Source organism: Streptococcus pseudopneumoniae (assembly GCF_038148935.1).
GTDB lineage: Bacteria > Bacillota > Bacilli > Lactobacillales > Streptococcaceae > Streptococcus > Streptococcus pseudopneumoniae_U.
On record NZ_JBBJZX010000013.1, the window covers coordinates 1 to 14367 of the forward strand.

The following is a 14367-nucleotide window of genomic DNA, read 5'->3' on the forward strand; positions in this document are numbered from 1 at the left end:
ACTTGGACTTCTTGGAGCCCTAAGTGGATTTGGACTTCTTGCTCGCAAGAAAAAAGAAGACTAATCTTTCTAATGGGTATAATTTGTTTGCAATGAACAGATTGTCCTTAATGAGGATGGGCAAAAACTTCATTTCAGGATAAAATGAAGCCACAATAAAACGCATAGTATCAAGTTTTCAAGACCTGATATTATGCGTTTTTTAATTTTACAGACTTTTTCGGCCTCGCTTATTGTATAGTGAAATGAGATAAAAAATGGACAAATTGATTGGGGGATTTAAACCAACTTATAACAATGTTTTAGAAAACTCGGCGGACTATTCCAGATTCAATCAACTATAATGTTAAAAGTTATTGTACCTGTAGAGGTTCCACAATTTCGTCATTTTGAGACTAAAAAGAGAATGGTTTCCATGCTTTGATTGCTGCTCTCTACAAACGTGAGCTTGTGCATGAGTCGAACGTTGGGGAGCTCCTCGATATGTTAGAGGATTGGGAGTTTTAAAAAATCCTTGTTTATGCTTTTTATATGCCATTGATTTACAGTAAATAAAAAGACTGAGAGCTTACTTCTCAGTCTTGTATATGTTGAAAGAGGTGGTCGAGTTGATTTAGGTAGTCGGTGCGTGAGTTGATAATTCTCAGGATATGGACTTCTTTTTCATGAATGAGGTAAAAGAGTAGGTATTGTTTAGAGACAATCATTCTGAGAGTATTTCCTGGATAGAGGGAGTAGCCGATTTTATGGTCAAAGTTAATACCGCCCTCTGGTGAGAAGGTGAGTAGGTTGCTGGTTTGTTGGAGGCGAGTGATGACTTTCTTGGCTATGTTTTCACTGAAGTCTGTGGAGTAGTAGATGAAAATATCGTCCAAGTCTTGTCTGGCTTGTTCTGTAAAGCGTACTTTATAGTCCATACTTTGAAAAGACCTCGTCTGCGTCGTAGAGACGCCCCTCGATGATGTCTTGGTAGCCTTTATCTAGTTCTGCTTTGAGTTCTCCTAGGAAGATTTCTGCTTTGAGTTGGTCGGCTGTTTTAATTGGGAGACCTTTTTCAAGGACGATTTGTTCTACAAAGAGGTTGAGGGCATCTGAAAGGCTGATGTTTTGGCTTTCTAGGATGGTTTTTGCTTCTTCAAATAGTTGAGTATTGACGCGGAAGTTATAAACTCGGTCTCGTTTAAGTGTTGACATGGCATTTCTCCTTGTAATGATAGTGTATTACATATACATTACAAAAAAAGATCGAGAAAGTCAAGGGCTGTTTTAGTAGGGAAGGATGGTAGGTTGGTAATTTAAACTATCAAACAGAATTTTTGATTAAAAGTATTATTTTAAGAGAAAAATTTTCAATTTCACAAATTTTAGGCAAACGCTTGCATTCTAGTTTTTATTGGACTATAATAGGTTGGTATAAAACCTTCTGTAATAATATTGAGAAGGTGTAGAAAGTAAGGATTTAGATTACTTGTATTGGAAAATACAATGTTGCTATTCCTTACCATAGGGAGATAGATATGGCAATGATAGAAGTGGAACATCTTCAGAAAAATTTTGTGAAGACTGTTAAGGAACCGGGATTGAAGGGGGCATTACGCTCCTTTATTCATCCTGAAAAGCAGACCTTTGAAGCGGTTAAGGATTTGACCTTTGAGGTTCCTAAGGGGCAGATTTTAGGATTTATCGGGGCAAATGGTGCTGGGAAGTCGACAACCATTAAAATGCTGACAGGGATTTTAAAACCGACATCTGGTTTTTGTCGGATTAACGGCAAGATTCCCCAGGACAATCGTCAAGATTACGTCAAAGATATTGGGGTTGTTTTTGGACAACGCACCCAGCTATGGTGGGATTTGGCACTGCAAGAGACCTACACGGTTTTGAAAGAGATTTACGATGTGCCAGACTCGCTCTTTCATAAGCGCATGGATTTTTTGAATGAAGTCTTGGATTTGAAGGACTTTATCAAGGATCCCGTGCGGACTCTTTCACTAGGGCAGCGCATGCGGGCGGATATTGCGGCTTCCTTGCTTCACAATCCCAAGGTTCTCTTTTTAGATGAGCCGACCATTGGTTTGGACGTTTCGGTCAAGGATAACATTCGTCGGGCTATTACTCAGATCAATCAGGAGGAAGAAACCACCATTCTCTTGACCACTCACGACCTGAGCGACATTGAGCAACTCTGTGATCGGATTTTCATGATTGATAAGGGCCAAGAGATTTTTGATGGAACGGTGAGCCAACTCAAGGAAACCTTTGGCAAGATGAAGACACTCTCCTTTGAACTGCTACCAGGTCAAAGTCATCTCGTTTCTCACTATGAAGTCTTTTCGGATATGACAATTGATAGACAAGGAAATAGTCTCAACATTGAATTCGATAGTTCTCGCTACCAGTCAGCTGATATTATCAAGCAAACCCTGTCTGATTTTGAAGTCCGTGATTTGAAGATGGTGGATACGGATATTGAGGATATTATCCGTCGCTTCTACCGAAAGGAGCTCTAAGATGCTCAAATTGTGGAGACGTTATAAACCCTTTATCAATGCAGGTGTTCAGGAATTGATTACCTATCGAGTCAATTTTATTCTCTATCGGATTGGCGATGTCATGGGAGCTTTTGTGGCCTTTTATCTCTGGAAGGCTGTCTTTGATTCCTCACAAGAGTCCTTGATTCAGGGCTTTAGTATGGCAGATATCACCCTCTACATCATCATGAGTTTTGTGACCAATCTGTTGACCAGGTCTGATAGCTCCTTTATGATTGGGGAGGAGGTCAAGGATGGTTCCATCATCATGCGATTGTTGAGACCGGTGCATTTTGCGGCCTCTTACCTTTTCACCGAACTTGGATCCAAGTGGTTGATTTTTATTAGCGTTGGCATTCCATTTTTAAGTGTCATTGTCTTGATGAAAATCTTATCTGGGCAAGGGATGGTAGAAGTGTTGGGTTTAACTGTCCTTTATCTCTTTAGTCTAACGCTAGCTTATCTGATCAACTTTTTCTTTAATATCTGCTTTGGATTTTCAGCCTTTGTGTTTAAAAATCTTTGGGGTTCCAACCTACTTAAGACTTCCATAGTGGCCTTTATGTCTGGAAGTTTGATTCCCTTGGCTTTCTTTCCAAAGGTTGTTGCAGATATTCTGTCCTTCCTGCCTTTTTCATCCTTAATCTACACACCAGTCATGATTATTGTTGGGAAATACGATGCCAGTCAGATGCTTCAGGCACTCCTTTTGCAGTTTTTCTGGCTCTTAGTGATGGTGGGCTTGTCTCAGTTGATTTGGAAACGAGTCCAGTCATTTATCACCATTCAAGGAGGTTAGTATGAAAAAATATCAACGCATGCATCTGATTTTTATCAGACAATACATCAAGCAAATCATGGAATACAAGGTGGATTTTGTAGTTGGTGTCCTGGGAGTTTTTCTGACCCAAGGCTTGAACCTATTGTTTCTCAATGTTATCTTTCAACACATCCCATCCCTAGAAGGTTGGACTTTTCAAGAAATTGCCTTTATATATGGTTTTTCCTTGATTCCCAAGGGATTGGACCATCTCTTTTTTGACAATCTCTGGGCATTGGGGCAACGCTTGGTGAGAAAGGGAGAGTTTGACAAATATCTGACTCGTCCTATCAATCCTCTCTTTCACATCTTGGTTGAGACCTTTCAGATTGATGCCTTGGGCGAACTCTTGGTCGGTGGAATTTTATTGGGAACAACCATGACCAGCATTGCTTGGACTCTTCCAAAATTCCTGCTTTTCCTAGTTTGTATTCCTTTTGCGACCTTGATTTATACTTCCTTGAAAATCGCGACAGCCAGCATCGCTTTTTGGACCAAGCAGTCAGGGGCTATGATTTACATTTTCTATATGTTTAATGATTTTGCTAAGTATCCGATTTCTATTTATAATTCCCTTCTTCGTTGGTTGATTAGCTTTATCGTGCCTTTTGCTTTTACGGCCTACTATCCTGCCAGCTATTTCTTGCAGGACAAGGATGTACTCTTTAACATTGGAGGTTTGATTTTGATTTCCCTTGTCTTTTTTGGTATTTCCCTTAAACTCTGGGACAGGGGCTTGGATTCTTATGAAAGTGCTGGATCCTAAGATGAAGAAACTCAAAGCCTTGTCTCAAGACAGGCTTTTTCTAATAGAGATGAAAATTCCTTGACATCTATTCTCAGAGTGCTATACTGTAAGTGTAATCGCCGATTTAGCTCAGTTGGTAGAGCAAGGCACTCGTAAAGCCTAGGTTATAGGTAGATAAACGACTGAGGATTTGAAAAAATAGATATGTAGAAAATAACCGTTAAGCCTCGTTCTTAGCGGTTATTTATATTGTTTAATAGCGCTGATATTTCATCAATGATGTTTGACTTTGTGATTCTTCTAGTGCTTTAAGTTGATTGCTACTATTTTTGATGGTGTGAATGTTCTGATAATATTCCCCAGTTAACTACGAAAGTTTTTGACTCTATATTTTTAACGCGTGTTAAAAAATAAATTAATGCATGTTAATTTTTATTGACTTAATTTTTTTAAATGATATACTATTTTTATGGAGAGCTAACAATTATATATAAATGTACTACTCTATTTCCTAGATAATACTTAGTAAAACTTTTTATAACAAAGGCTAGCAAAGTTAAAGTTTTCTATCTATTGGAAGTTAAATAAATATGTAAGGAATTGAAATGAAAAAAAGTACAGTATTGTCATTAACCACAGCTGCAGTTATTTTAGCAGCATATGTCCCTAATGAGGTAGTTTTAGCAGACACATCTAGCTCTGAAGATGCTTTAAATATCTCTGATACAGAAAAAGTAGTAGTAGATAAGGAAGCAGAAAATAAAGAAAAACATGAAAATATTCATAATGCTATAGAAACTTCAAAAGATACTGAAGAGAAGAAAACAACGGTTATTGAGGAAAAAGAAGTTGTTAGTAAAGAATCTGTGATAGATAACAAAACTAGCAATGAAGAAGAAAAAATCAAAGAAGATTCCAATCAATCCAAAGAAGATAAAGCGGACTCGTCTGCAAGTAAAGACCCAGAAAGTCCCAAAAAAGAGGATAAACTTGTCTATATTGCTGAATTTAAAGATAAAGAATCTGGAGAAAAAGCAATCAAGGAATTATCCAATCTTAAGGATACAAACGTTTTATATACCTATAATACGATTTTTAATGGTGTTTCAATAGAAACAACTCCAGATAATCTGGATAAAATTAAACTAATAGAAGGTATTTCATCGGTTGAACGGTCACAAAAACTCCAACCCATGATGAATCATGCCCGAAAGGAAATTGGAGTTGAGGAGGCTATCGATTACCTAAAGGCCATTAATGCTCAATTTGGGAAAAACTTTGATGGTAGAGGTATGGTCATTTCAAATATCGATACCGGGACAGATTATAGGCATAAGGCCATGAGGATTGATGATGATGCTAAAGACTCAATGAGATTTAAAAAAGAAGACTTAAAAGGTACTGATAAAAATTTCTGGTTGAGTGATAAGATTCCTCATGCTTTCAATTATTATAATGGTGGTAAAATTACTGTAGAAAAAGCTGATGATGGAAGCGATTATTTTGATCCACATGGAATGCATATTGCAGGGATTCTTGCGGGAAATGATACTGAAAAAGACATCAAGAACTTTAATGGAATAGATGGTATTGCTCCTAATGCACAGATCTTCTCTTATAAAATGTACTCTGACGCAGGATCTGGGTTCGCAGGGGATGAAACAATGTTTCATGCTATTGAAGATTCCATCAAACACAATGTCGATGTTGTTTCGGTATCATCTGGCTTTACAGGAACAGGTCTTGTAGGTGAGAAATATTGGGAGGCTATTAGAGCATTAAGAAAAGCAGGCATTCCAATGGTTGTCGCTACGGGTAACTATGCGACTTCTGCTTCAAGTTCTTCTTGGGATTTAGTGGCAAATAATCATCTGAAAATGACCGACACTGGAAATGTAACGCGAACAGCAGCACATGAAGATGCGATAGCAGTCGCATCTGCTAAAAATCAAACAGTTGAGTTTGATAAAGTTAACATAGGTGAAGAAAATTTTAAATACAGAAATATAGGGGCCTTTTTCGATAAGAATAAAATCACAACAAATGAAGATGGTTCAAAAGCTCCTGATAAATTGAAATTTGTATATATAGGCAAAGGCCAAGACCAAGAGTTGATAGGTTTGGATCTTAGAGGCAAAATTGCAGTAATGGATCGAATTTATACCAAGGATTTAAAAGATGCTTTTAAAAGAGCAACGAATAAGGGAGCACGCGCCATTATGGTTGTAAATACTGTCAATTACTACAATAGAGATAATTGGACAGAGCTTCCAGCTATGGGATATGAAGCGGATGAAGGGACTAAAAGTCAAGTATTTTCAATTTCAGGAGATGATGGTGTAAAGTTATGGAACATGATTAATCCTGATAAAAAAACTGAGGTTAAAAGAAATAGTAAGGAAGATTTCAAAGATAAATTGGAGCAATACTATCCAATTGATATGGCAAGCTATAATTCTAATAAACCGAATGTAGGTGACGAAAAAGAGATTGACTTTAAGTTTGCACCTGACACAGACAAAGAATTGTATAAAGAAGATGTCATCGTTCCAGCAGGATCCACATCTTGGGGACCGAGAATAGATTTACTTTTAAAACCCGATGTTTCAGCACCTGGTAAAAACATTAAATCTACTCTCAATGTCATTAATGGGAAATCAACTTATGGCTATATGTCAGGAACTAGTATGGCAACTCCAATCGTAGCAGCTTCTACTGTTTTGATTAGACCGAAGTTAAAGGAAATGCTTGAAAGACCTGTATTGAAAAATCTTGAGGGAGATGACAAAATAGATCTTACAAGTCTTACAAAAATTGCTCTACAAAATACTGCGCGACCGATGATGGATGCAACGTCTTGGAAAGAAAAAAGTCAATACTTTGCATCACCTAGACAACAGGGAGCAGGGCTAATTAATGTGGCCAATGCTTTGAGAAATGAAGTTGTAGCGACTTTCAAAAACAAGGATTCTAAAGGTTTGGTAAACTCTTATGGTTCTATTTCTCTTAAAGAAATAAAAGGAGAAGAAAAATATTTTAAAATTAAGCTTCACAATACATCAAACAGACCTTTGACTTTTAAAGTTTCAGCATCAGCGATAACTACAGATTCTCTAACTGATAGACTAAAACTGGATGAAACATACAAAGATGAAAAATCTCCAGATGGTAAGCAAATTGTTCCAGAAATCCACCCAGAAAAAATCAAAGGAGCAAATATCACATTTGAGCATGATACTTTCACTATAGGCGCAAATTCTAGCTTTGATTTGAATGCGGTTATAAATGTTGGAGAGGCTAAAGACAAAAATAAATTTGTAGAATCATTTATTCATTTTGAGTCAGTGGAAGAAATGGAAGCTCTAAACTCTAACGGGAAGAAAATAAACTTCCAACCTTCTTTATCAATGCCTCTAATGGGATTTGCTGGGAATTGGAACCACGAACCAATCCTTGATAAATGGGCTTGGGAAGAAGGATCAAAATCAAAAACAATGGGAGGTTATGATGATGATGGTAAACCGAAAATTCCAGGAACCTTAAATAAGGGAATTGGTGGAGAACATGGTATAGATAAATTTAATCCAGCAGGAGTTATACAAAATAGAAAAGATAAAAATAGAACATCCCTAGATCAAAATCCAGAATTATTTGCTTTCAATAACGAAGGGCTAAATGCATCATCAAGTGGTTCTAATATTGCTAATATTTATCCTTTAGATTCAAATGGAAATCCTCAAAAGGCTCAACTTGAAAGAGGATTAACACCTTCTCCACTTGTATTAAGAAGTGCAGAAGAAGGATTGATTTCAATAGTAAATACAAATAAAGAGGGAGAAAATCAAAGAGACTTAAAAGTCATTTCGAGAGAACACTTTATTAAAGGAATTTTAAACTCTAAAAGCAATGATGCAAAGGGAATCAAATCATCTAAACTAAAAGTTTGGGGAGATTTGAAGTGGGATGGACTCATCTATAACCCTAGAGGTAGAGAAGAAAATGAACCAGAAAGTAAGGATAACCAAGATCCAGCTACTAGGATAAGAGGACAATTTGAATCAATAGCTGAGGGTCAATACTTCTACAAATTCAAATATAGATTAACCAAGGATTATCCATGGCAAGTTTCTTATATACCAGTAAAAATTGATAATACAGCTCCAAAAATTATTTCAATTGATTTTTCTAATCCAGATAAAATTAAATTGATCGCAAAAGATACCTACCACAAGGTAAAGGATGAGTATAAACACGAAACCTTGTTTGCTAGAGACCAAAAAGAACATCCTGAGAAATTTGAAGAAGTAGCCAACGAAGTATGGTATGCAGGTGCAGCTCTTGTCGATGAGTATGGAGATGTTGAGAAAAATCTTGATGTAACTTACGCCGGAGAGGGTGAGGGAAGAAATAGGAAGCTTGATAAAGATGGAAATACTATCTACGAAATTAGCGGAGCAGGAGATTTAAGAGGAAAAATCATCGAAGTAATCGCCCTAGATGGTGCAAGCAACTTCACCAAAATCCATAGAATTAAATTTGCTGATCATGCTGATGAAAAGGGGATGATTTCTTATTACCTAGTAGATCCTGACAAAGATGCTTCTAAATATGAAAAACTTGGTGAAATTTCTGAAGATAAACTCAAAAATGCAAAGAGCCCAAAGGAAAATACCAATAATAATCAAGCTAAGGATGAAGATTCAAAACCAGATGAAGAAAGTTCAGTTGAGGGAGAAGCTAGCCTTGAAATAAATAAAACTATTTCAACAATTAGAAACTTTGAAAATAAAGACCTAAAGAAACTCATTAAAAAGAAATATAGGGAAGAAGAGGACTTTGTAAATGGTGGTACAAGAACAGTAGAACTTGATTATCGATATGACGATAAAGGAAATATAGCTGCCTATGACGATGGTAGCGCCTTAGAATATGAAACTGAGAAACTTGACGAAATCAAATCAAAAATTTATGGTGTTCTAAGCCCGTCTAAAGATGGACACTTTGAAATTCTTGGAAAGATACGTAATGTGTCTAAAAATGCCAAGGTATATTATGGAAATACCTATAAATATATAGAAATCAAAGCGACCAAGTATGATTCCAATTCAAAAACGATGACATTTGATTTATACGCTAATATTAATGATATTGTGGATGGATTAGCTTTTGCAGGAGATATGAGATTCTTTGTTACAGATGATGGTCAGAGAAAAGCTGAAACGAAGATTAGAATGCCTGAAAAAAATAGGGAAACTAAGACAGAATATCCCTATGCATCAAGTTATGGGAATATAATAGAATTAGGGGAAGGAGATCTTTCAAAGAACAAACCAAATAATTTAACTGAAATGGAATCTGGTAAAATCTATTCTGATTCAGAAAAACAACAATATCTATTAAAGGATAATATCATTCTGAGAAAAGGCTATGCACTAAAAGTGACTACCTATAATCCTGGAAAAACGGATATGTTAGAAGGAAATGGAGTCTATAGCAAGGAAGATATAGCAAAAATACAAAATTCCAATCCTAATCTAAGAGCCCTTTCAGAAAAAATAATTTATTCTGACAGTAGAAATGTTGAAGATGGAAGAAGTACTCAAGCTGTATTAATGTCGGCTTTGGACGGCTTTAACATTGTAAGGTATCAAGTGTTTACATTTAAAATGAACGATAAAGGGGAAGCTATCGATAAAGACGGAAATCTTGTAGCAGATCCTTCTAAACTTGTATTATTTGGTAAGGATGGTAAAGAGTACACTGGAGAGGATAAGTCCAATGTAGAAGCTATAAAAGAAGATGGCTCTACGTTATTTATTGATGCAAAACCAGTAAATCTTTCAATGGACAAGAACTACTTTAATCCATCTAAATTTAATAAAATTTATGTACGAAATCCAGAGTTTTATTTAAGAGGTAAGATTTCTGATAAGGGTGGTTTTAACTGGGAATTGAGAGTTAATGAATCTGTTGTAGATAATTATTTAATCTACGGAGATTTACACATTGATAACACTAGAGATTTTAACGTTAAGCTTAATGTTAAAGACGGTGACATCATGGACTGGGGAATGAAAGACTATAAAGCAAACGGATTTCCAGATAAGGTAACAGATATGGATGGAAATGTTTATCTTCAAACTGGCTATAGCGATTTGAATGCGAAAGCGGTTGGAGTACACTATCAATTTTTATATGATAATGTTAAACCAGAAGTAAACATTGATCCAAAAGGAAATACTAGTATCGAATATGCTGATGGAAAATCTGTGGTCTTTAACATCAATGATAAAAGAGATAATGGATTCAATGGTGAGATTCAAGACAAACATATTTATGTAAATGGAAAAGAATATAAATCATTTGATGATATTAAACAACTAACAGATAAGACACTAAATATTAAGATTCTTGTAAAAGATTTTGCAAGAAATACAACCGTAAAAGAATTCATTTTAAATAAAGATACGGGAGAGGTAAGAGAATTAAAACCTCATAGGGTAACTGTGACCATTCAAAATGGAAAAGAAATGAGTTCTAAGATAGTGTCGGAAGAAGATTTTATTTTACCTGTCTATAAGGGTGAATTAGAAAAAGGATATCAATTTGATGGCTGGGAAATTTCTGGTGTCGAAGGGAAAAAAGATGCTGGTTATGTTATTAATGTGTCAAAAGATACCCTTATAAAACCTGTATTCAAGAAAATAGAGGAGAAAAAGGAGGAGGAAAATAAACCTACTTTTGATGTATCCAAAAAGAAAGATAACCCACAGGCAAATCCTAGTCAATTAGATGAAAGTCACAGAAAAGAAGACTTACAAAGAGAAAATCATTCACACAAATTTGATTCAACCAAAGATGTCAAAACTACAGTTCCTGTACAAGTAAATTATAGTCAATTAGATGAAAGTCAAAGATCTGATTCAACTAAGGATGTTACAGCTACAGTTCCTGATAAAAATGATAAAAACTTTGAAAATAAGAAAGAAGTTTATCTTAATGAACCAGAGAATATAGCTAATAAACATACCAATATTGATAGTAAATCAACTACTAATAATACTGATAGACTACCAAAAACCGGAACAGTTAGAGAAGGTTTTACACCATTCATTGCTGGAATAATGTTTACCGTAGGTGCATTTCTTGGATTGAAGAAAAAAGATCAAGATTAGGACAAAAGCTATAGAAAAATGGTTTGTGTACTGAGATGAGATAGTGTGGTGATGAGACAGTTTTGTGAAAATAGCCATTTATAACTCAATAATTCAATTATTTAGTTTACTTTACTATTGGTACTCTTTTTGGATTTAGTAATGGACTTAGTTTTGATAACTAATGAATTGATTGAAAGGGTTAGTATTGACAAATATTGATCACATTGATTAGATAATAAAGTTTTTCAAAATTTAAAGTCTACTTTATTTTATAGAGGTGATGAAATAATTTCAGTGAAGGAATTAAGTAGCGTTTGGTTGCTTAATTCCTTTTTATTTTTTCACCTATTTCCTTATTTTATGGCTATTATTGAACCACTTAGACCGATATAGAGACCAGATAGGCAAAAGAACTTGTTCTTGAAACTGACCTCTGCTATAATGATTGGTGTAAGGGACATGAGGCGTCGATACCAGATGGTTCAAGTTTCTAAAACGAAATTGGAGATAAACAAATGAAAAAATTATTGGGGATTGTATTTTTAGTAGCAGCAGCGACAGTAGTGTATTTTGGTTCTGTTGGCTGGCCAAGTTTGGATGTCAACCTATGGTCCCTGATTCCGGTAGGATTGTTCCTCTTTTTCACACTAGAGAATCTTTTAAAAAAGGATTACAAGGCTAGTCTGATGTGTTTGATTATTGCCTTCATCATCGCAAATGCAATTTTGGACCTTTTGCCAATTTCAAGTGGCTTGGTAATTGGAGCGGGCGTACTAGCTTGCATTGGTATTGGATATATCTTTCCTGATAAAGAAGGAAAATAAGAATTATTAAAAAAGATATAAAGAAAAAACACTTCAACCACTGTATTTTAGTTTGATTGAGGTGTTTTTGATTTCATTTTTTTATTTCTGAGCCATCAATTCGACAATCATCTCGATATACATGACAAGGGTCAATAAGAACCCTGCACGCCAGAAGAATTTGATGAATTTAGGATAGTAAAAGCTACGTTTTTTCAAAAGAAAGAAAAAAACGAGGATAATGGCTAGGAGTGAGAGGGCTAGTCCCAGTCTAGGGAGAAAATTATGGGTAAAGGTTTTAGCTGTGATCAGATAATACTCAAATACCAAGACTGGAAAAGCCAGATCCGCAAAGTTTCGTCCTAGTTTTTTTAATCTAAAAAGTTTGGTTATGATGATGCAGACTACTAAGGTCAGTATCAATAACAAAATAGATGCTAATTTCATTAAAATCATATCCATATTGTATCATAAAAAATCGCTAATGGAAACGAGAAACAGAGGAATTTATAGGAAAGTCAGGCTTTTGAGATTGTGGGTGTTTTTTGTTATAATGAAGGTTATGAAATCTTATAACACCTTGAATGATTATTATCGAAAATTCTTTGGAGAAAAGACTTTTAAAGTCCCTATTGATGCGGGGTTTGACTGTCCCAATCGTGATGGAACTGTGGCACATGGAGGCTGTACTTTTTGTACGGTTTCAGGTTCTGGAGATGCTATCGTAGCACCAGATGCCCCCATCCGTGAGCAATTTTATAAGGAAATTGATTTTATGCACCGTAAATGGCCAGATGTCCAGAAGTATCTGGTTTATTTTCAAAATTTTACCAACACCCATGAAAAGGTGGAAGTCATCCGAGAACGTTATGAGCAGGCGATCAACGAGCCAGGTGTAGTAGGAATCAATATCGGAACGCGCCCAGACTGTCTACCAGACGAAACCATTGAATATTTGGCTGAGTTATCGGAGCGCATGCATGTGACGGTAGAATTGGGCTTGCAGACTACTTATGAAGAAACTTCTGACTTGATTAACCGTGCCCACTCCTATGAATTGTACGTGGAGACGGTCAAGCGTTTGAGAAAGTATCCCAAGATTGAGATTGTTTCCCATCTGATCAATGGACTTCCTGGTGAAACCCATGAGATGATGATTGAAAATGTCCGCCGCTGTGTCACGGATAACGATATTCAAGGGATTAAACTGCACTTGCTCCATCTTATGACAAATACGCGTATGCAACGAGATTACCACGAGGGACGTTTACAGTTGATGAGTCAGGACGAGTATGTCAAGGTCATCTGTGACCAACTGGAAATCATTCCCAAACATATCGTCATCCATCGAATCACGGGAGATGCACCTAGGGATATGCTGATTGGGCCTATGTGGAGCCTCAATAAATGGGAAGTGCTAAATGCTATTGAAACTGAAATGCGACGTCGTGGAAGCGTTCAAGGATGCAAGGCTGTAAAACAGGAGTTTGAAAATGAAAAGACCACTTGAGATGGCACATGATTTTTTGGCTGAGGTAGTGACTCAGGATGATATCGTAGTGGATGCGACCATGGGAAATGGTCATGACACGCTTTTTCTAGCCAAGCTAGCCAAGAAAGTCTATGCCTTTGATATTCAGGAACAAGCCTTGGAAAAGACGCAAGAGCGTTTGAACCAAGCTGGAATGACAAATGCCCAGTTAATCTTGCAAGGCCATGAGACACTGGACCAGTTTGTGACAGAAGCCAAGGCAGGGATTTTTAATCTGGGCTATTTGCCATCAGCTGATAAGTCAGTCATTACCCAACCTCAGACAACGATTGAAGCATTAGAAAAGTTATGCCATTTGCTTGTCAAAGGTGGACGGATTGCCATCATGATCTACTATGGTCATGAAGGAGGCGACCTCGAGAGGGATGCTGTCTTGGATTTTGTTAGCCAGTTGAACCAACAAGAGTACACAGCTGCCATTTACCGAACGCTTAATCAAGTTAACAACCCACCATTTTTAGTAATGATTGAAAAATTAGAGAGATATAGACATGGATAAACAATACCTACGTGAAAAGCTGGATGCCATGCGCCAGAATTTTGTTGAATCAACCCACCACGAACGAGCGGTGGGGGTGCTAGATCAAGCACACATGAGCAAAAAAATGCTTAAAATCAAGAAAAAATTAGTTGCTCTTGAGATGGAACGGTGCCAGAGAAAAATTGAGCACAAGGATTGTTCCAAGATTGACCAAAAAATCAAAGAGCAGAAGGAGATATTTGAATCCTGTTGTAAAAAAGATTAAGGAGGAAGTG

11 protein-coding genes are annotated in these 14367 nt (G+C 36.4%); 8 read left to right on the plus strand and 3 right to left on the minus strand.

Annotated features, from left to right (window positions below; genetic code table 11):
- Positions 1–575: 575 nt before the first annotated feature.
- Both WKI42_RS02620 and relB read right to left on the minus strand, forming a co-directional pair.
- Positions 576–917: a type II toxin-antitoxin system RelE/ParE family toxin gene (locus tag WKI42_RS02620; RefSeq protein ID WP_368081104.1), complete on the minus strand. Its 342-nt coding sequence runs from the start codon at positions 915–917 to the stop codon at positions 576–578.
- Positions 907–1194 (minus strand): type II toxin-antitoxin system RelB/ParD family antitoxin, encoded by a 288-nt coding sequence (gene relB / locus WKI42_RS02625; RefSeq protein WP_173307234.1) that lies wholly within the window; start codon positions 1192–1194, stop codon positions 907–909. Before relB ends, WKI42_RS02620 begins: the two co-directional genes overlap by 11 nt.
- Before the next feature lie 323 nt (positions 1195–1517).
- On the opposite strand from relB, the gene WKI42_RS02630 reads away from it, so the two are divergent.
- The 5 genes from WKI42_RS02630 to WKI42_RS02650 all read left to right on the plus strand — a co-directional run bounded on the left by WKI42_RS02630 (position 1518) and on the right by WKI42_RS02650 (position 12080).
- Entirely contained in the window at positions 1518–2510 is a 993-nt protein-coding gene (locus WKI42_RS02630; RefSeq protein WP_368081105.1) for an ATP-binding cassette domain-containing protein, read from the plus strand.
- 1 nt (position 2511) lies between these two features.
- Positions 2512–3330, plus strand: a complete 819-nt coding sequence (locus WKI42_RS02635; protein ID WP_368081106.1) for an ABC transporter permease — start codon at positions 2512–2514, stop codon at positions 3328–3330.
- Between the two features lies 1 nt (position 3331).
- Positions 3332–4117 (plus strand): ABC transporter permease, encoded by a 786-nt coding sequence (locus WKI42_RS02640; RefSeq protein WP_000760734.1) that lies wholly within the window; start codon positions 3332–3334, stop codon positions 4115–4117.
- A 587-nt stretch (positions 4118–4704) separates the two neighbouring features.
- Positions 4705–11274: a S8 family serine peptidase gene (locus WKI42_RS02645; protein WP_368081107.1), complete on the plus strand. Its 6570-nt coding sequence runs from the start codon at positions 4705–4707 to the stop codon at positions 11272–11274.
- Between the two features lie 497 nt (positions 11275–11771).
- Entirely contained in the window at positions 11772–12080 is a 309-nt protein-coding gene (locus WKI42_RS02650) for a hypothetical protein (protein WP_368081108.1), read from the plus strand.
- An 81-nt stretch (positions 12081–12161) separates the two neighbouring features.
- Here WKI42_RS02650 and WKI42_RS02655 read toward each other — a convergent pair whose 3' ends face one another.
- Positions 12162–12521 (minus strand): DUF3397 family protein, encoded by a 360-nt coding sequence (locus WKI42_RS02655; RefSeq protein WP_012972478.1) that lies wholly within the window; start codon positions 12519–12521, stop codon positions 12162–12164.
- Between the two features lie 91 nt (positions 12522–12612).
- Between WKI42_RS02655 and WKI42_RS02660 the strand changes: the two genes are divergently transcribed.
- The 3 genes from WKI42_RS02660 to WKI42_RS02670 are packed head-to-tail and all read left to right on the plus strand — an operon-like array spanning position 12613 to position 14357.
- Positions 12613–13569 (plus strand): TIGR01212 family radical SAM protein, encoded by a 957-nt coding sequence (locus WKI42_RS02660; protein WP_368081109.1) that lies wholly within the window; start codon positions 12613–12615, stop codon positions 13567–13569.
- Entirely contained in the window at positions 13553–14110 is a 558-nt protein-coding gene (locus WKI42_RS02665; RefSeq protein ID WP_164226849.1) for a tRNA (mnm(5)s(2)U34)-methyltransferase, read from the plus strand. Before WKI42_RS02660 ends, WKI42_RS02665 begins: the two co-directional genes overlap by 17 nt.
- Positions 14103–14357: a hypothetical protein gene (locus WKI42_RS02670; protein ID WP_000361085.1), complete on the plus strand. Its 255-nt coding sequence runs from the start codon at positions 14103–14105 to the stop codon at positions 14355–14357. Before WKI42_RS02665 ends, WKI42_RS02670 begins: the two co-directional genes overlap by 8 nt.
- Positions 14358–14367 lie beyond the last annotated feature (10 nt).